Here is an 18,917-nt window from a genome sequence, read left to right as displayed (position 1 = left end):
CAAGAAGTATTTTAGGAGAAAGACTCAAATGACCGCTCAAGAAAAGAAAGTAGTAGAAAACAAAATTTCCGAACTTAAACAAGAATTGTCCGAAGTACACGGCTCTAAATGTGAAGTTTACTCCCGCGTAGTGGGCTATTTGCGCCCGGTACAAAACTGGAACAAAGGCAAAAAAGAAGAATTTGCCCTGCGCAAAACCATGCACGTCGGTTGCGGGTGCGACAAATAAGCCGGTAAGTCTATTTTGGTTTCATTATGAAAATCGGCGGACTTATTAAGTTTACCCTCATAGACTTTCCCGGCCGCCCGGCGGCAGTGGTTTTTACGCAAGGTTGCAACTTCCGTTGCCGCTATTGCCACAACCCGGAATTAGTCTACCCGCATTTATACATGGAACCCATGCCACAAGAAGAACTTTTCGCCTTCCTTACGCGCCGCCAAGGCACGCTGGAAGGCGTTGTTGTGACAGGCGGCGAACCTACTATTCATGCGGATTTACTGGATTTTATGGCCCAAATCAAGGCTATGGGCTTTGCCCTCAAATTAGATACCAACGGCACCCGCCCGGAAGTATTGCGCGAAGCCTATGCCCGTAAACTAGTGGATTATGTAGCCATGGACCTAAAAGCCCCGCTGGAAAAATACTCCCTGATTACCGGGGTGGATTTCAACCCGGCTATTTTGAAAGAATCCATGCAGTTAATCGTGCAATCCGGCGTACCGTACGAATTTCGCACCACTTACGATAAAACCGTACTGACGGACAGCGATATTGAAGCTATCCGCGCGCTGACGGACGGCACCCATTACCGGGTACAGGAATGTTTACCGGTAGCCAAAACCAAAGCCACCTTAAAAGTAATGCACGACGAAATATAAAACTCCCCGGGTTCACGCCCGGGGTTTATTGTGAGCAGTAGTTATAAACCCGGTTTCCCGGCCGAAAATGCGCCCAAGCGGCGCGTTTTTTATTGTTCACACCCCAACATAGCACCCAACAAAAAAGAGCCGCCCGGAGCCGAAACACCGGGCGGTATTTTTATAAAGTAAGGCAGATTAGCGGGACAAGCGGTTCAAGTCTTTCACAAACTCAAACAATTTGTCTTGCGTAGGCTGGCTCAACACCTCAATCGCATGCGCACTGATAAACTCAGCCGGTTTAACAACACCGCCGGAGGTTTGGACCGGTTTTACAAACTCTTTGGCCATAGCCGGGCCCAATGCCGGATTTGCCTCTAACTGGGCGTAAAATTCGTCCATGGGGGCCATTACAGCCTGCAAAACGGTATTTACATCTTGCGTGCGGCTTACCGTTTGGCGCAAGGACACTACCGCCTGGGCATAGGCTTTAGGCAACGCCGGGTTGACAGCCTGGTTGCGCGCAGACACGGACGCTTTTGTTAAAGCCGCGCGGAACGCATCAAAAACAGCCTGTTCTCTTTGCGTTAAATTAACGGATTCCATGCGGATATACGCTTCCAAGGTGGTCTTTTTGCCGTTCTTAAACACAACCGGCTGGTTGGCCATATTGGCAACGCCTACCTGTTCTTCTTGGGAAAGGCTCATAAAGGCTTCCCGCACAGGGTCCATAATTTGGAAGTTGTAATTAAAATCATAATAAGCCCGCGTTTTGGCGGCAGAGGTAAAATCTACCCACGCCCGGGCAAAAGTCAACTGGCCATCGGACAGATTGTCCGCCGCACTCCGTTTCGCGGAACTGCGTTTTTCCAACGCGGATTGCAGGCGGGCGCTTACCCCCGCATTGACCGGCGCCACTGCGGGATTATTTTTTCTGTTCCGTTTCGCCAATTCTTCGCGTTTTTTCAAGTTTTCAATATCCGGGACATCCATGCGTTCGCCCGCCACGCGAGAAGATTTGCCCGCCATGGACGCTTGAATCGGGTTATTTGCAACATCTTGGGCGTTGGCTTTTTTCTGCGTTTTGTTATCTTGGTTATCCGGCCAAGTTTCCGCCGCAAAAGCAACACCGCTTACCAATACAGCCGTTGCCAGCGCTAAAAATTTATTCATGGTATTCTCCTTATTACAAGTTTAAGTGCTTATTATTAGTCTAAAAAATACACCCATCTTCGTCAAGGGTCTTTTGGTCCTATTTTTCTAGGCCCTTTCCGGCCCCGGCAATAAAAAAGGAACCGCCTGCCTGAACAAGCGGTTCCCCGGAGGACAACAAATCTTTTATTTCAAATCCCGTTCCATGGCGGCGCCCCAGGCATCCAACTCATACTGCAAGTTGCCGCTTACTACCACGCTTTCCATTTGCACAAAGCGGGAAATAACCACGCCGTTGCCGCCAAAGCCGGCCTTAATGGGTTTGTTGATTTCCCGGCTGACTAAAGCCGCTAAAGCAGGGTCCGCTTTGCGTAAAGCGTTATGCGCATCCATAACCGGGGCCAACGCTTGCAACACATAACCCGCATTGTAGGTTTTCATGGTGTTAATGGTGCGGCGGGCGGAAGATAATTTTTCCAAAGTTTCTCTGGCGGCGGGCGCGTTTACCGCGCTGGCTACGTCCTGCAATACTTGGTTAGCCCACGCATCAAATTCCCCTTGCATACTTTCCGGCAGAACTACGCTTTCGCGCAAGACAAATTCGGCCATTTTTAATTGGGCGCCCCACCCGGCTTTGAACGGGGCATTAATTTCAAAACTGGTTGCCGCCGCGGCCGAGGCAGACACCCGGCGCAAGGCGTTGTAAGCATCCATTACTTTAACAATGGATTGCAACGCCAAGGAAAAATTAGGCTCTTGCAGGCGGGCAATTTCGTTCTTAGCGCTTACGGCGGCGCTTAAAACGTCCTTCTGCAAAGCGGCCACGTTTTGCTGGCGTATCATTTTGGTTTTTTGGATTTTACCGTCCAATCCGTTCACTTGAGGAAACGCCACATCCCCCGGGAAGGCATTTACCGCCCCGGCACAAAAAACAGTTAAAAGGGTATATAAAAATACTTTTTTCATGAGTATTCTCCTGTATGTTTTTTACTTCTTACTTATAGAATAAATCTTTTGTACGGCCAAAACCAGAGTCTTTAGACCTAAAAATTGTCTAGGTCCTTTATGTAGCGGGCGGGTGGTTGCCGGGCTGGTTTTTTGCCCGCCGCCGGAGCGGTTTTCCGACGGAGCGGAGCCAATTTTCCCATAAAAAAAGGCCCCCGCAGGGGCCTAAAACAAACGGGAATTAATACTTAAATTGTCCGTTTTCGTACACCAGTTGGGTTTGGCCGTTTTTCAGAATGGCGGTGACGGTTTTATCTTCCGTATTAATCAAATCCCAATGCAAGGCGGAAGAATTAAAGCCCAATTTTTTCTTTAATGTTTCGTCCAAGCGGCTTACGTCCCCGGTGTAGGTGTCGGCATAGCTGGCCCCCACCGCCACATGGCAGTTGCCGTACTTGCCGCCGAAGTTTTCGTCGTACAAAATATCCGCCATAAATTTGGTAATTTTGGAAAAACGCCTGTCCGTTAAAGAAAATTCCCCAATTTGGGCGGCGCCTTCGTCCATAGCCAACATTTTGCGCACAAAGTTTTGGCCTTGCTGAGCCGTGGCTTTTACCACGCGGCCGTCCTTAAATTCCAGGCGGATGCCTTTTACATAGTTTCCGCTGCGGTAGGAGGATAAATCGGCAAAATACACGCCGCGCGTGCCGCGCCAGTCGGGCGAGGTAAAAATTTCAAAAGACGGAATATTGCACCCGCCGCCGGACACAAAACGGCGCTCCTGCCCCAAGAGGACTTCAAAATCCATATTGGCAGACTGCACGCGGAAACGCTCCACCGGCAAGGCAGAAAGCCACCGGCCGATTTCTTCCATTTGGGCCGTCACTTCCGCCCATTTTTTGACGGGGTCCTTTTCATTTAAGTAGCAGGCGCGGGCAATTTGCGCGGCATATTCTTTTACGCTTAACCCCGCACGTTTGGCCAGTTCTTCCGTCGGGTAATTGCACAAAGTCCAGGCAAATTGCCCGGCTTGTTCGCGCGCGTCCAAAATTTCCCGCAAGGGTTTATGCGCCACCGCCGCCCGGGCAATACGGGCCGGGTCCGTATTTTTCAGGCTGGTTAAATCCGCCGGGGCCCGCAGAGAAATTAACCCGTTTAAGCCGGCTTGCAATTCTTTTTCTCCGGGGGCAATAAATGCCAGTTGCGTGTCATCCGCCTGATTATAAAACGCGCGGGAAAAAGAATCCGGGTTGGTTTGGCGGGCGACAACATTAAATTTTTGCTCGGTTAATTTGGCGTAAAGCACTTCGGCCAGCGGCAGGGCCAACGGCTCGTAGCGCAGTAAAATAACATCATAGGGCTTAAAAGCCGTGCCGTGGCGGGCGGACTTTAACGCCCAGAGCATAACATCGGCATATTTTGCGGTTTGTGTTTTGGTTAAAAACATTTTGGTTTCCCCCTCTTAGCTTATAATGTTATAATACAAAAAAAGGTACGGAAATAAAAAATGAAAAAGATTTTGTTGCTTATTGTATTCGCTTTTACTGCGCTCCCCCTGTGGGCGGATGTTTCCCCCAAGCCGGAAATGGAGTTTACGTTTATTTACCGCACGGCCCAAACGCCGCGCATTTTGCCGGATGCCAGCGAGCAAATCCAATGCAAAGACAACCAATGTATCCAGGCGCAACCCCTGGGAACATACGGCTTGCAAAAATTATATTGTACGCCGGAAAACTGCTTTTCTATCGCGTATGAATACGACCATTACCAAAAATTAATCATTGGGTTTGCAGACGGCTCCAAACGCGAAAGCAACATTTTCAAAACGCCGGACACCCTGCGCAGCGGGTTTAAGGTATATGTGGACGACCATGCCCTTACCGTAGAGCCCGCCCCGCTGGAAAATCCGTCCAGTATTTTAATGCGGCGGGACGCGTGGACTTCTTTTATTATTATTTTAGTGTTGGAACTGGCCGCCGCCTGGGCCTTTTTAACCTATACGGATAAATCCTACCGCGTGCTGTATGCCGTGGCTGTTTCCAACATTATTACCATGTTTGTTTCTTGGCGGTTTTTAGCCGCTTACATCAGTGAAACGGCCTTTTTGTGGATATTCTGCTTTGTGTTTGAATCCGTATTTATTTGGCTGTGCAACCGCAAAGTTTTATCCTGGAAAGAGGCCGGCTATTTAGGTTTAGCCGCCAACGTGACCAGCTATTCCCTGGGCATGATGATTTCCTTTTATATTGCGCCTTGGTTGTTTTAGAAAGGCCCCGGCCAAAAGCACCTGACTACTTGCACTAAAAAGAAAGAAAAAGCTATATAAAGGCGCGGGATATTCCGGCAAAAACATCGCTCCGGGCTTCTCACTCTCACGCAACACCAAGCAGTTGGTGTTGCTGCCAATCATTCAAAAACGCTCTATCAACCGCAAGCCAGGGGATTTTTCAAACAAAAATCCGTTTATTCTAGGCGTGAGCGGAGGGAGGAATACTGCCATACACGCGCGGTAGCGCGGAGGTATCTGACCGACCGAACAACAACGAATAAACGGATTTTGGGAAGAAAAAAACGGAGAGGGAGAGAAACCGCATACCGCCCAAAAGTGTCCCCCGGTTTTGCTCCCAACAAAAGAGAGCGAGTTTTCAAAATAAAAAGCCCTAATTCTAGGCGCGAACTTGCGAAGTATACTGTGCGTAGCGGCGCGGTAGCGCCGAGGTATTCGAGCAAGTGAGCAACAAAGAAGTAGGGCTTTTTAGTAAGAAAACTGGCGGAGAGGGAGAGATTCGTCCTGCGTCAATTTCCTGACGGAAATTGCGCCCGGAACCGCCCTCGCGGTTTTTGCCTTTCGCGGCTCCGCCTGCTCAAACAAAAACATCGCTCCGGGCTTCTCACTCTCACGCAACACCAAGCAGTTGGTGTTGCTGCCATTCTCCGAAAATTAAAAACCCCGCTTTAAGCGGGGTTTCAAATTTTCGGAGAGGGAGAGATTCGAACTCTCGATACGGTTTCCCGTATGCAGTCTTTCCAGGACTGTGCCTTAAACCACTCGGCCACCTCTCCAAAGCAAATTGTATTAAGTACCTAGTTATTATAGCAAATTATCCGGCGGTGTGCAGAAATTTTTAAGTAAGCAAAGCGCTAACGCTTAAACGCACGCACCTGAAACCCGAACAACCGCCCTACTAACATCAGCGGAAGTAGCACGCAAACAGTAAAAACAGCTACCAATAACGTCATAAAAAAACCGAATGCCAACACCAAAAGCCCGCCGAAAAATCCGCCACTGTCCCCTTTGGGGCGGGCGTGGTCTTGGGCGCGGGAGTCCCCTTGCGGGCGGCTGATTACGCGTCCGTTTTCGTCCAATACTTCCGGTTCTATTACGCCGGTTTCTTTTTGGTTTGTCATCTTATATATTTTGGCATAATTAGAGGCATTTGCAAAGGGGTAAAATATAGTTAAAAAGGGGGCTTTTTTCTGTCGGCGGAAAATGTTATAGTAATGGGGAAGGCAGTTGCATATTTTAGGAGGGTTATTATGTGGGAAAAAGATATTAACATTCACGAAGTACGGGAAATACGCAGCCGCACCACGGTATTTTTTGGGGTGGGCGCTATTGCCAAAATTGATGATATTTGCAAAGACTTGAAAGCCCGCGGCCTAGATAAGCTTATTGTCGTCACCGGGCATGGGGCCTATAAAAAAACCGGCGCGTGGGATTACGTCACCAAAGCATTTGCCGCACACGGCATTACTTATGTGCATTATGACAAAGTGACCCCGAACCCCAACACGCACCATGTAAACGAAGCCGCCAAAATGGCGCAGGATTTTGGGGCCAAAGCCATGTTGGCTATCGGCGGCGGTTCCGCCATTGATGCCGGCAAAAGCGTGGCTATTTTGATGAAACATCCGGGCAAAACCGCCGAAGATTTGTATACGTTCCAATTTACTCCGGCCGAAGCCGCCCCGATTATTGCCATCAACTTAACGCACGGGACGGGCTCGGAAGCGAACCGCTTTGCGGTGGTAAGCATTGAAGAAAAGAACTTCAAACCGGCCATCGCGTACGATTGCCTCTATCCGCTCTATTCCATTGACGACCCGGCCCTTATGGCGGGGCTTTCCGAAAACCAGACGCGCTATGTGTCTATTGATGCCGTCAACCATGTGGTAGAAGCGGCCACCACTACGCTCACTTCCCCCTACGCGATTGACTTGGCCATTTCCGTCGTGCAACTGGTTAAAGAATACCTGCCGGTGGCCCTCAAAGACCCGAAAGATTTAACCGCCCGCTACTTTTTGGCCTATGCGGCGTTAATTGCGGGTATTGCGTTTGATAACGGGATGTTGCACTACACGCACGCGCTGGAACATCCGCTTTCCGGCGTGAACCCCAACTTGACCCACGGCCTGGGGCTGGCGATGTTATTGCCGGCGGTACTCAAAAACATTTACCCGGCCCGCCCGGCCACGTTGGCAGACGTGTTGGCCCCCATTGTGCCCGGCTTGAAAGGGTGCGGGTGCGAGGCAGAAACCGTTGCCAAAGGGGTGGAAAAATGGCTGTTCTCCGTGGGCTCCACGCACAAATTGGCGGACGAAGGATTTAAGGCCGAAGACGTGGATAAACTGGTGGAACTGACATTCAATACGCCGTCTTTGGACGGACTCCTGGCGATTGCCCCCACCAAAGCCACCAAAGAAGCCGTACGCGCTATTTATGCGGAATCTTTAACGCCGTACAACAAATAGCCTTATCTTGCTTAGTAAAAAGCCCCTGCTTAGGCGGGGGCTTTTTTTGCTATACTAAATAAAAAAAGGAGCATTATGAAAGACAGCCTCATTTTTATAATTACAGGAATGGCCTTTTGGATTCCTGGTTTATGGTCTGTTATCCGGCAAAAAAGATTTTTTAAGAAAAACATTGTCACCCAAGGTATTATTACGACGTACCGTTCCCGACAGGATAAAGGCGCTAGGATGTATTCGGCCGTAGTATCGTATGAAGTTGACGGAATACCACACCAAGTGCAAAGCAACGTGTGGACAACCGGCCGGCCGAAATTAGGCGACATCAAGAAAATTGCTTTTAACCCCGCCAATCCTAAAGAAGCCATGTGTGAGGACAGTTGTTTTATGGAATATGTGGCAATAATAATAGGCGCAGGGCTAACCGCCGCCGGAATTTACCGGTTATTTTAAGCCAGCACTTTATTGCCGCGCACATACTCAAAAAAGGCTTTCACACGCGGGTCACAATACACATCCCGCACGGTAATATCCTTTTTTAAGTGTACCCCGTTTAAGGTGCGGCAACGGCTCAGTGCCACATACGTTTGCCCCGGCGCAAAGGCCCCGCGGCCGATATCCAAATAAATACTGTCAAAGGTAAGCCCTTGGGATTTATGAATGGTAATGGCCCACGCCAGTTTTAGCGGATATTGCTTGAAAAACCCCTGCACTTTGGGCGCTAATTTTTGGGTTAAGGGGTTAAATTCGTACTTTACATCTTCCCAAATGTGCGGCTCCACAGTGTACACTTCCCCTTTCAGGGCCACTTTAATAAAGTCCGGCCCTAAATCGTACACGGTGCCAATATCCCCATTTACCCAGTTGTCATCATTAACCAACATCATTATTTTGGCGCCTTTTTTGAGCCGCAGGGTTTGCTCGGCCGGCGTGGTTTTACTTTTGAACGCATCCACAATTTGCGCCTCATACACAAATTCTTGTCCGGCTAGCTCTGCCAAATACATATTATTGCGGTAGGCCGCCTCCCGGTTGGTGGGCGACAAAATAATGCTGTCCGCAAAATCCTCCGGCAGTTCAAAGGTTTTGCGCACATTTAATTGGGCGTCCAATTCCGGCTGGGTAATGGTTTCCTCGCGGATTTGGTTTAATAATTGCATAAATGCCGGGTCCGTTTGCTGGCGGAAAACGCGCTTTAACTCAAACACTTCTAGCGGCAGGCGGCGGCACACGCGGGCTTCAAAAAAGTACGGGCTTTTATACAGGGAATGGAAATAATCAAACAACCCGCCGGAGGGCTTTTCCTCCACCGGGGGCAGTTGGTATAAATCCCCAAACAGCACCACCTGCTTGCCGCCAAACGGTAAGTCTGTGTGCGTGGAAAGGCGCAAAATATGGTCCATGGCGTCCAACAAATCCGCCCGGAGCATAGAGGCCTCGTCAATAATCAGCACGTCCAGCGCATCCACCGTTTTGCGCGGCAGGCGTTTTAAGTTTTCCGTATCCAACAAATTGCCCGGTTTTAAGTGGAAAAAAGAATGAACCGTCTGCCCGTGTACGTTAATGGCCGCTAAGCCTGTGGTGGCCAGCACCACGGCATTACGCGTGGAATGTTGGATAAAGTATTTAAGCAGGGTGGTTTTACCCGTGCCGGCACGCCCGGTTATAAAAATAAGCGGTTTTATAGCGGGGGTGGATTCCAACAAGCGCAGGGCATCCTTAAATTCATCCGTTAAAATAATGGGAGTTTCGGCCATAGTTTTATTATAGCTTTTCTGTTTGCTCACACCAAACCGGCCGCCCCGCTACCTGGGGGCGGCCGACGATACAAACCCGAACCCGTTATTTTAAGCAGTCATGTACATCTTGCGCAATTTGCTCTTTGGTCAGGCGGAAACGGCGGTACAATTCTTCCAAGGGCACGCGGTCCGTAAATTCCTTGTGCGCGCCGTAAGTCAGCACTTTCATCGTGCTGTTGCCGTAGAAAGCGGCCACCTTTTCCCCAAAACCGCCGTCTAATACGCCGTCTTCCAACGTAATGACCAAGCGGTGCGTTTTCTTTAATTCTTCCAGTAGCGGCTTATCCAAGCCCGTCATATAGCGCGGGTTAATCAGCGTAGGCGTAATGCCCAGCGTGCGGCGGATTTCCCCGCATACGGACTTACCCAAACTAAAGAAATTACCCAACCCCAACACGGCAATTTCGCGCCCTTGTTCGGCCACCTGGTATTTGTTCAATACAGCGTAGTCTTTATCCACCAGCAGGCCCGTTTCGGCCACGTCCGTAAACGGCACGCGGATAGCCACCGGGTACTGTTTTTGTGCCATGGCCCAATCCAGCATAGCCAAATACTCCGCGCGGCCCGTGGGGGCCAAATAAACCATATTGGGGATGTTGCTTATCAAGGGAATATCAAAAATGCCCAAGTGGGTGGCATCCCCGGCGCTAATTCCCCCCCAATGAATAAGCAGGGTGGCCGGGTTTTTGTTGAGCGCCAAATCTTGCGACAGTTGGTCGTAAGTGCGTTGGACAAAAGAGCTTAAAACTTGCAGCACCGGTTTGGCCCCGCCGGCCGCCAAGCCGGAAGCATACGCCACGGCGTGTTCCTCGGCAATGCCCACATCCGTATAGCCGGCCCCCAACTGGGCGCGCACGTCCGGCGTGAGGCCGTACGCCCCCGGGGTGGCGGGGCTAATCACTATGACCGACGGGTCCTGTTTGCGTTTTTCAATCAAATGCCGCTGGGTCAGCGAAGCATACGTTTCCGCCGCCGGAGCGGGGTTTTTCTTTTCGTCCAATACGCCGGGCATAACCCAATGGAACGCCTCTTTATTGGCCTCGGCCTGCGGGCACCCTTTGCCTTTTAAGGTGTGGATATGCACCACCGTCGGGCGCGAGACATCTTTTACTTGTTGGAACGCGGCAATTAAACTGCGCACGTCGTTGCCGTTTTCCACATATTTATAATCTAACCCCAGGGCCTTAAAAAAATTACATTCCGCTTGCCCGCGGGTTTGGCGGAGCAACGCCAGGTTTTTGTATAAACCGCCGTGGTCCGGCGCGATACACATTTCGTTATCGTTCACTAAAATAATTAAATTACTGTTGAGTTCAGCCGCCGCGTCTAACCCTTCTAACGCTTCCCCGCCGCTTAAAGAGCCGTCCCCGATAATGGCAATTACGTTGCCGGTTTTGCCCTGCAAATCACGCGCTTTGGCCAACCCCACCGCCAAACTGGGCGCGGTGGACGTGTGGCCGATAACAAACGTATCATGCGCGCTTTCCTGCGGGTTGGTATAGCCGGAAATTTCGTGGTATTTGGCAGGATTTGTAAAATACTGTTTGCGGCCCGTTAAAATTTTATGCGTATAACATTGGTGGGAAACATCAAACACAAACTTATCCTGCGGCGTATTAAACACATAGTGCAGGGCCACCGTCGGCTCAATAAAACCCAAATTCGGGCCGAAATGCCCCCCCGTGGCGTTTATTTTTTGAATCAGCAAGGCGCGGATTTCCGCCGATAGCGCATCCAACTCCTCCATAGATAAACCTTTCAAATCTTGCGGCTCGTTTACTTTGTCTAAAATTTGCGTCATACTTTATTACTTCTCCTATATATATTTACTGCGTTTAACAATTTTGGCCCATTTCGTACGCTTGCTTAAAAACAGGCAGATTTTTTACTTCCCCTTTCTGCCATGCCCCGGTACCGTACAAAATGCCTTTTTCGCGGGTGCCTTCCAAACAATCTTGCGTAAACCCGCGCAACGCTTCCACGGTGCGTTGCATATTTTGGCGGTTGGTATCCGCGGCGGAAAGAATAAAATAAAAATCTTTATTGGAAATTTCCGTATAGCGCGGAACAGTGCGGTCTATAAAAGTTTTCAGCTGTCCGTCCATACAGTAAAAATAAACCGGGGTTGCCAGCACAATCACGTCTGCCGCCACCAGTTTATCTAACAGCGGTTTCATATCGTCTTTTTGTACGCACAGGTGGGACGTATTACACGCACCGCACCCCAAACAATACGCAATATGATAATCTTTCAAAAATACTTTTTCTACGTTGTTTCCGGCGGCTTGCGCCCCGGCGGAAAATTGCTCACACAATAAATCCGAATTGCCGCCCCGGCGGGGGCTGGCGGAAATAATTAAAACATTTTTTGCCATATTATAAAAACCTCTATTTCAATAGTTTTTTCTCACAAGCTACAATTTTTTCTTCGTACACTTCTATTTTATGGTTTAAGCGGTTGAGCGTTTGTTGCATTTGCTCCACGCGCTGTTGCAAGGCATCGCGCTCTTTAATAAGCAGTTGTTTGCGCTTTTGCAACGTGCGGTTGCCGCGGCGGAAAAGCGACACATACTCTATTAATGTTTCAATAGAAAGCCCCGCCCCGCGCATACATTTGATAAATTCCACCCACCCGCAATCGGTTTCGGTGTAATCCCGCACGCCGCTTTCCTTGCGGTTTACCGGCGGGATAAGGCCCACTTTTTCATAATAGCGCAACGTATCGGCCGGCAGGCCGTACTTTTGGCTCACTTCGGAAATGGTCATTCAGCACCTCCTTACATAAAATATTATATTACTTGGAGTTGACTTTAAGTCAAGGGGCTCAAAAGAAAAAAACATTTCACCGCCTGGAAATTTTCGGTTTTGCGCACCAAAAACCCCGGGTGGTTGGCCCGGGGTGTGTGCTGTTTTACAGTTTACTTTAAGATTTTTAATTTTTCGGACAGTTGCCCGAACGCTTTGGCGCGGTGGCTGATTGCGTTTTTTTCTTTATCGGTAAGCTCTGCCAATGTTTGGGTGGTATCCTTGACGATAAACAGCGGGTCATACCCAAAGCCGTTTTCGCCCCGGTAGCCAAAGCCGATATAGCCGTCCAGCCGGCCGTCAAAAGTAAGGTGCTGGCCGGAAGGCAGGGCCAGGCAAGCTACCGTATGGAACGTGGCCTTGCGCTGGTGCAACAACAGCCCGTCCAGCTCGGCCAATAACTTGCGGTTGTTTTCGTCGGTATCGGCATGTTCCCCGGCATAGCGTGCGGTATGGACACCGGGGCGGCCGTCCAAGGGGGCCACTTCTAACCCGGTATCGTCCGCCACGGCGGGCAGACCCGTTTGTTTGGCCGCGTACACTGCTTTAATAGCGGCGTTTTCTTCCAGGGTGGAGCCTGTTTCCGGCGGGAGGTTCAAGCCCTTAAAATCAGCCAAACTGACGTATTCTATCTTTTCCCCGCTGTTTTGTTTTTTAGGCAAAATGGCGGAAAGTTCCTTAAATTTATGCGGATTACCGGTAGCAATTAAAATTTTCATATTGTTTTAATTACTTGCCCTGCATACTTTTTTGCACTTGCGGGTCTTGCTTCAACGCCTGCACCAGTTTGGCTTTTGCTTTGGCGGCGCGTTCCTGCACTTGTTGGGCGCGGGACGGAACAGACGGCACGGCCTGCACATCTTGCACTAAATTCAAAATGGCTTTATAGGCAATAAACAAATCCTTTTCGCTCAACCATTCTTTGTAATTGTGCGGATTGTTTTGGCCCGTGGGCAAGCAGGGCGCACCCAGGCAAATATCCCGTTTGGCAAACATAGCCGGGCCGGTTCCGGCGCGTTCCTTTAAGTAGCGCGGTTCCATACCCGCTTTTTTGAGCGCCTGGCCCGCCAAATTGGCGGCGGCGGGGTGCATACCGTCTGCCACGTTGGTATATTGTTTGGAAACTTTTTTATCAATTTTTACATCAAATTTTTGGGCGGCATCGGCCACGGCTTTATCCAACCGGGCGAACCATTTTTTGCCCTGTTTGGGGTTGAAAAAGCGGTAGCGGAAGTCCACCGTCACGGTGTTATTTTTGGCATCATAGCTGATGTGGTGGGGTTCCACATAGCCGTCCATACCGGTACTGTAATTGGGCAACGTGCGTTTTGGAGCCGCTTTTTGCACAATGTACGCGGCGGCGGCGCTGGCGTTGCGGTAGCCGTTGGTGGCGGCATAAGATTGGTGGCCGTTCACGCCGTGAACCGTCACCAACGCGCCATAGGCGGAAAAGTTAGCTACAATAATTTCCCCGTTCACGCCGGCATCAAAATCAAAGGGGATTTCCGGGTAATACAAATCCATATCCAACCCTTCGCCCGCCATACCGATATCTTCGTTAGGGGTAAGGACTACTTGGATAGGGCCGTGCTTGATAGACGGATTATCCGCCAGTGTTTGCAAGGCCGTCACCACCGCGGCCACGCCGGCTTTATCGTCGGCAGACAGCATGGTGGTTCCGTCGGAAACTACAATCGTTTCGCCTTTTAATTTGGCTAAATACGGGTCCGTCTGCGGGTTAATGACTAAATTTTTGGCTTTATTGATAATCACTTCGCCGCCGTCGTAATTTTTAATCACGCGGGCTTTAATGTTAGAGCCGGGAATATCGGGCGTGGAATCATAATGCGCGCTGAGCCCCAGCACGGGCACTGTTTTATCTACGGTAGAAGGAATATGGATATAAATATATTGGTTTTCGCTCAAGTAGGTTTGCCAACCGGCCGGCTTGGCAAATAAATTAATTTCCTGGTACAGCAACGCCGCCATACGGCGCAAATCATCATTCATGGGGAATGCCTGGGTGGGGTCATCCTGGCTTTGGCTGTTAATGCGGGTATAGCCTAAAAAACGGTCCAATAACGCGGCACGGTAAGAATCCTGTACGGTGGCGTATTTTTCAGCCGCGCGGTGTTGCTTGAGGTTTTCCTGTTGGGCTTTCAGGTGGGCCACGTCGGCCGGGGTAATAAACTTATTGGTATTTTGCGCAAAAACGGCAGGCGCAGTAAACAGTACAGCCGTCAGCAAACACAGCATTCTATGGGTAGTCATTGCATCTCCTATACATAAAAGGTTTCTATTATTCTAATTAAAAAATACAAACAAACGCAAGGGCCAAAAGGCCCATTATAAAATGGGCCTTTTATCAAAAAAAGAACCCCGCCTGAAAGCGGGGCTGAATTATAATGCTTTTTGTGTTTCCCACAAGGTTAACAGCCTGATAAGCGTACGCAGGGAGGATTCCATCACGTCCGCATCCACATATTCCAGTTCGGTATGCGTGTTATATATTCCGGCAAAAATATCCGGCGCGGGAATACCGGCCGCACTCAAAACGGCGCCGTCCGTACTGCCGCGCAAAGACACTTCTTTCGGGGTGATTTCTTCCGCCTGCATGGCCGTTTTGGTCAGTTGCAACATAGCGGGCGGCAGAGCGGCTTTCATATTTTTATATTCATCCCGGAAGGCCAGCGTGGCCCCTTTGGCGTGGGCGTGCATACTTTTAACCGTGTTAAACGCATTTTGCACGGTAGAAACCAACTGGGCGGTTTCTTCGTCACTAAACGCACGGATAATGCCCCGGACAGTGGTGGTATCGCCTTGGGTGGCAATATCGTTTACATAAATAAAACCGCGTTTATCCGTGGTGGTTTCCGGGCGTTGGTAGCGGGGGAGCAAGGTGTGGAAATCGGACGCCATTAACACGTTATCCGCAAAAGCGGAATTTTGCGCCAGGCCCGGGCGCACCGCCCGATAGCCGGTAAAAGTAATTACAAAGGATTTGGCGTTAAAATTTTCCGTCATCAGTTCGCCTGTATCGCCGCCGGATACGGTATAGGCATATTGCACGCCCAAATCCGCCGGGTTTAATTTAGCCATACCGGCCCCGGTGGATTCATCCGGCGTAAATACAATTTTTATGGGGCCGTGGGCAATTTCCGGGTGGTCGTACAAATATTGCACCAACGTCATAATAACGGCAATCCCCGCCTTATCGTCCGCCCCCAGCGAAGTCCCGCCGTTCGCCACAATTAAGTCGTGCCCGTGGGCCGCCGTTAATTTGGGGGCCGTATAGGAATTTAGCGTTAATTGGCGGGCGGCATCCAGTACAATGTCTTTGCCGTCATAATGTTTAATTACGCGCGGTTTGACCGCATGGGCGGAAATTTCCGGGGCGGTATCCAAATGGGCCAAAAAAGCCACCGCCGGAGCCGGATTTTTGGACGTGGCCGCAATATCCGCCGTCACGAGGGAATTTTCGCTCACTTTTACATGTTGGGCCCCGTATTTTTTTAATTCTTTGGCCAGGTGTTTGGCAAATACTTTTTGCCCCTTGGAGCTGGGCACATACGCCACCGACGGATTACTTTGCGTATCAATTTGCGCATACTTTACAAAGCGGTCCGTCAGTTGGGTTTTAACCGCATTTTTATCATAGCGGGTAAGGGCCTTCCAATCCTGCGCCGCGCCCATTACGGGTGCGGTCAGCAGGCATAAAACCACAGCCAGCACATAAGAGGCGCGGAGCATTAGGCCAAATCCTCTAAAGAGGCCGTCACTTGGGCGAGCGCCTGTTGGGCGGCGGCTAATTCTTCGCGCGTTTTTTCCACTTGCTCTTTGGGCGCGTGCTTGATAAAGTTTTCCTGCGCTAAACGCGCTTGGCGGGAAGCGATATTGGCTTTAGCAAGGGCCAAATCTTTTTCCAGGCGTTTGCGTTCTTTATCAAAATCAATCAACCCCGTAAGCGGCACATAAATAGCAATTCCCTCAAACATAGCGGTAGCCGTTTGTTTGGGTTTAGGCATATTTACGCCGATTTGCAGGTTGTCAATTTTAGCCATTAAAGTAATGTAGCCTTCATAGGCTTTTAATACCGCCAGTTCTTCCTGCGTGTTGCCGGAAAGCACCGTGGTAATTTTTAAGGCAGGCGGCACGTTGAATTGGGAGCGGATGGTGCGGATGGCCCGCGTGACACCCTGCAACACGTTCATTTTACGCACGGCGTCTTCGTTTACCCACGCGGCGTTAAACTGCGGATACGCCTGGTTGAGCAAAAATTCTTCCGTTTCGTTTACATACGGGCGCAACGAAGCGGCAATTTCTTCCGTAATAAACGGGATTAACGGATGAAGCGCTTTTAAGGTGCCGTACAAAATGTTTACGCACAGCGCCATAACGTGTTCTTTTTCCTGCGTTTGGAAGCGCTGTTTGGCCAGTTCAATATACCAATCGCAAAAATCGCCCCACAAAAAGTGGTACAAGGTGTTGGCGGTTTGGGCTAAGTTATAATGTTCAATGCCCTCGCGCGCCGTTTTAATGGCATTAGCATAGCGGTCCAAAATCCATTGGTCGGCCAGTTCCGTCACTTTTTCGGGCATAGCCAGCGGCCCCTTAATGCCTTCCATATTCATTAAGATAAAGCGGGAAGCATTGTAAATTTTATTGCAGAAGTTCCGCGCGCCCGTAATGCTGTCTTCGGAATACGGAATATCTTTACTGGGCACGGCCTGCATGAGTAGGGAGAACCGCACCGCATCCGTACCGTATTTGGCGGTCATATCCAAGGGGTCAATGACGTTGCCCAACGATTTGGACATTTTTTTGCCGCTTTTATCGCGGATAATGCCGTTAAGGTAAACATCTTTGAACGGCAATTTGCCGGTAAATTCCAGCCCGGTCATTACCATACGCGCCACCCACAGGTACAAAATTTCGTACCCGGTCACCATCACGCTGGTAGGATAGAAATGTTCCATTTCGGGCGTTTTTTCCGGCCAGCCGAAAACAGACATGGGCCACAACGCGGAAGAAAACCAGGTATCCAACACATCCGGGTCTTGCACCAAATCATGCCCGCCGCAATGGGGGCATTTTTCCGGCTTGCCGAACGATACAATCGGTTGGGCGCCGTCTTCAAAGGACACTTTCGTCAGTTGTTCGTGGCCTTGTTTATCCGTGGCAAAAGTTAAGCCGTTTGCACTGCACTGGCGGCAATACCACACCGGGATACGGTGCCCCCACCAAATTTGGCGGGAAATGCACCAATCTTGAATGTTTTTCAGCCAGTTCAAAAACGGATTTTTCCAGTTGGCCGGGTGGAATTGCAAAGCGCCGGATTCCGCCGCTTCAATAGCGGGCTGGGCCAATTTATCCATTTTTACAAACCATTGTTCGCTCATAAACGGCTCAATGGGGTTGTGGCAACGGTAGCAGGTGGAAACCGCATTATTGTATTTTTCTTCTTTTACCAACAAGCCGGCGGCATCCAAATCTTTCACGGTTTCTTTGCGGCAGAGTTCGCGGTCCATGCCCAAGTATTTTTCCGGGCAGTTGACCATTTTGCCTTTATCGTTAATCACCGTCATAATAGGCAGGTTGTGGCGTTGGCCGACTTCGTAGTCGGTAGCGTCGTGCGCCGGGGTAATTTTAAGGGCGCCGGTACCAAATTCCATTTCCACGGCTTCGTCTGCAATTACGGGAATGGCGCGGTTAGCCAACGGAATAATTACTTTTTTGCCCACTAAATTTTTGTAGCGCTCGTCCTTCGGGTTTACGGCAATAGCGGCATCGGCATAAATGGTTTCCGGGCGGGTGGTGGCAATAACTACACCGTCGGAGCCGTCTTCCCCTTTATAGCGCAAATACCACAATTTACCGGCGTGTTGCTCGTGTTCCACTTCAATATCGGAAAGCGCCGTAGAACACCGCACGCACCAGTTGATTAAGCGTTTACCGCGGTAAATGTATTTCTTTTCCCACCATTGGCGGAAACATTCGTAAACGGCTTTGGCGCGCTTTTCATCCATGGTAAAGCGGATATCGGAAAGGTCCAACGCCCAACCCATTTTGCGGAATTGGTTAAAAATAGCGTTGCCACATTCGTTATACCATTGCCAAACGGTTTGCACAAAGGCTTCGCGGCCGAGGTCGTGGCGGGATTTATGTTCTTCTTTGGAAAGTTTCTTTTCAATGACGTTTTGGGTGGCAATACCGCCGTGGTCCGTACCCGGCACCCAGTAGGCATCTTCCCCAAACATACGGTGGGCACGGATTAAAACATCTTGTAAGGTATTGGTAGAGGCGTGCCCCATGTGTAAAGCGCCCGTGATATTGGGCGGCGGAATTACAATAACAAACGGTTTTTTGGTTTTATCCGCCTTGGCGGCGAACAATTTGGCATTTTGCCATTTATCGGCAAGTTTTTTTTCTACTTCTTGCGGCTCATAAGCTTTAGGCAACATAGTTTTTCCTTCGGTTTTGAATTTGCGTGATGTGACTTCACGCGTGACCTATTTATATTTTACCAATTATACGCGCCGCCGGACATCAAAATAACCTTTTTCCCCCTTTTTTACAATAGACGGAAATTTGAAAATTTGCTCCCAAAAA

At 49.8% G+C, this 18,917-nt stretch carries 17 protein-coding genes and 1 tRNA gene; 5 read left to right on the top strand and 13 right to left on the bottom strand.

The features are described 5' to 3' along the window. The first annotated feature begins 28 nt into the window (after positions 1-28). Positions 29-229, top strand: coding sequence for an anaerobic ribonucleoside-triphosphate reductase (gene nrdD, locus ACQY18_RS00985; protein WP_176778143.1), 201 nt, complete (start codon positions 29-31; stop codon positions 227-229). A 26-nt stretch (positions 230-255) separates the two neighbouring features. Next, a complete protein-coding gene (locus tag ACQY18_RS00980; protein ID WP_176778142.1) occupies positions 256-879 on the top strand; it encodes an anaerobic ribonucleoside-triphosphate reductase activating protein in 624 nt (207 codons plus the stop codon). Between the two features lie 177 nt (positions 880-1,056). Here ACQY18_RS00980 and ACQY18_RS00975 read toward each other — a convergent pair whose 3' ends face one another. The 3 genes from ACQY18_RS00975 to ACQY18_RS00965 all read right to left on the bottom strand — a co-directional run bounded on the left by ACQY18_RS00975 (position 1,057) and on the right by ACQY18_RS00965 (position 4,402). Beyond that, positions 1,057-2,031: a hypothetical protein gene (locus ACQY18_RS00975; RefSeq protein WP_428038501.1), complete on the bottom strand. Its 975-nt coding sequence runs from the start codon at positions 2,029-2,031 to the stop codon at positions 1,057-1,059. Positions 2,032-2,196: 165 nt separating this feature from the next. Then, complete coding sequence (locus tag ACQY18_RS00970; protein ID WP_176778140.1) at positions 2,197-2,976, bottom strand: hypothetical protein; 780 nt, start codon at positions 2,974-2,976, stop codon at positions 2,197-2,199. 220 nt (positions 2,977-3,196) lie between these two features. After that, positions 3,197-4,402: an aminopeptidase gene (locus tag ACQY18_RS00965; protein ID WP_176778139.1), complete on the bottom strand. Its 1,206-nt coding sequence runs from the start codon at positions 4,400-4,402 to the stop codon at positions 3,197-3,199. A gap of 60 nt (positions 4,403-4,462) precedes the next feature. On the opposite strand from ACQY18_RS00965, the gene ACQY18_RS00960 reads away from it, so the two are divergent. Then, positions 4,463-5,221 carry a hypothetical protein gene (locus tag ACQY18_RS00960; RefSeq protein ID WP_428038500.1) on the top strand — a complete coding sequence of 253 codons (759 nt, stop codon included), beginning with the start codon at positions 4,463-4,465 and terminating at the stop codon, positions 5,219-5,221. Positions 5,222-5,931: 710 nt separating this feature from the next. Here the strand turns inward: ACQY18_RS00960 and ACQY18_RS00955 are convergent. Together ACQY18_RS00955 and ACQY18_RS00950 are read right to left on the bottom strand one after the other, a co-directional pair. Next, positions 5,932-6,018, bottom strand: a tRNA-Ser gene (locus ACQY18_RS00955). A 78-nt stretch (positions 6,019-6,096) separates the two neighbouring features. Then, entirely contained in the window at positions 6,097-6,363 is a 267-nt protein-coding gene (locus ACQY18_RS00950; RefSeq protein ID WP_428038499.1) for a hypothetical protein, read from the bottom strand. Between the two features lie 129 nt (positions 6,364-6,492). Here ACQY18_RS00950 and ACQY18_RS00945 point away from each other — a divergent pair, with 129 nt between their 5' ends. Both ACQY18_RS00945 and ACQY18_RS00940 read left to right on the top strand, forming a co-directional pair. After that, a complete protein-coding gene (locus ACQY18_RS00945; protein WP_176777228.1) occupies positions 6,493-7,707 on the top strand; it encodes an iron-containing alcohol dehydrogenase in 1,215 nt (404 codons plus the stop codon). 75 nt (positions 7,708-7,782) lie between these two features. After that, positions 7,783-8,157, top strand: a complete 375-nt coding sequence (locus ACQY18_RS00940; RefSeq protein ID WP_428038498.1) for a hypothetical protein — start codon at positions 7,783-7,785, stop codon at positions 8,155-8,157. Here the strand turns inward: ACQY18_RS00940 and ACQY18_RS00935 are convergent. The 8 genes from ACQY18_RS00935 to ACQY18_RS00900 all read right to left on the bottom strand — a co-directional run bounded on the left by ACQY18_RS00935 (position 8,154) and on the right by ACQY18_RS00900 (position 18,769). Beyond that, the gene (locus ACQY18_RS00935; protein WP_428038497.1) at positions 8,154-9,491 is read right to left on the bottom strand and encodes an ATP-dependent DNA helicase; all 1,338 of its coding nucleotides are present in this window, start codon (positions 9,489-9,491) and stop codon (positions 8,154-8,156) included. The two genes, ACQY18_RS00940 and ACQY18_RS00935, sit on opposite strands and share 4 nt — an antisense overlap. 55 nt (positions 9,492-9,546) lie before the next feature. Next, a complete protein-coding gene (locus ACQY18_RS00930; RefSeq protein WP_428038496.1) occupies positions 9,547-11,304 on the bottom strand; it encodes a 1-deoxy-D-xylulose-5-phosphate synthase in 1,758 nt (585 codons plus the stop codon). A gap of 34 nt (positions 11,305-11,338) precedes the next feature. Next, entirely contained in the window at positions 11,339-11,878 is a 540-nt protein-coding gene (locus ACQY18_RS00925; RefSeq protein ID WP_428038495.1) for a flavodoxin family protein, read from the bottom strand. A gap of 13 nt (positions 11,879-11,891) precedes the next feature. Continuing rightward, entirely contained in the window at positions 11,892-12,269 is a 378-nt protein-coding gene (locus ACQY18_RS00920) for a MerR family transcriptional regulator (RefSeq protein ID WP_176777233.1), read from the bottom strand. Positions 12,270-12,421: 152 nt separating this feature from the next. Then, complete coding sequence (gene rdgB, locus ACQY18_RS00915; protein WP_176777234.1) at positions 12,422-13,027, bottom strand: RdgB/HAM1 family non-canonical purine NTP pyrophosphatase; 606 nt, start codon at positions 13,025-13,027, stop codon at positions 12,422-12,424. 10 nt (positions 13,028-13,037) lie between these two features. Continuing rightward, positions 13,038-14,579 (bottom strand): tripeptide aminopeptidase PepT, encoded by a 1,542-nt coding sequence (pepT, locus tag ACQY18_RS00910; RefSeq protein ID WP_428038494.1) that lies wholly within the window; start codon positions 14,577-14,579, stop codon positions 13,038-13,040. Positions 14,580-14,708: 129 nt separating this feature from the next. Continuing rightward, positions 14,709-16,058: a peptidase T gene (gene pepT, locus ACQY18_RS00905; RefSeq protein ID WP_428038493.1), complete on the bottom strand. Its 1,350-nt coding sequence runs from the start codon at positions 16,056-16,058 to the stop codon at positions 14,709-14,711. Further along, entirely contained in the window at positions 16,058-18,769 is a 2,712-nt protein-coding gene (locus ACQY18_RS00900) for a valine--tRNA ligase (protein WP_428038492.1), read from the bottom strand. Before ACQY18_RS00900 ends, pepT (ACQY18_RS00905) begins: the two co-directional genes overlap by 1 nt. Positions 18,770-18,917: the final 148 nt, after the last annotated feature.

Origin of the sequence: Candidatus Avelusimicrobium faecicola, assembly GCA_900540405.1 — a bacterium.
Taxonomy (GTDB): Bacteria; Elusimicrobiota; Elusimicrobia; order Elusimicrobiales; family Elusimicrobiaceae; genus Avelusimicrobium; species Avelusimicrobium faecicola.
Note: the sequence above shows the minus strand (reverse complement) of the source record. Positions and strands in the feature narration are given on the sequence as shown.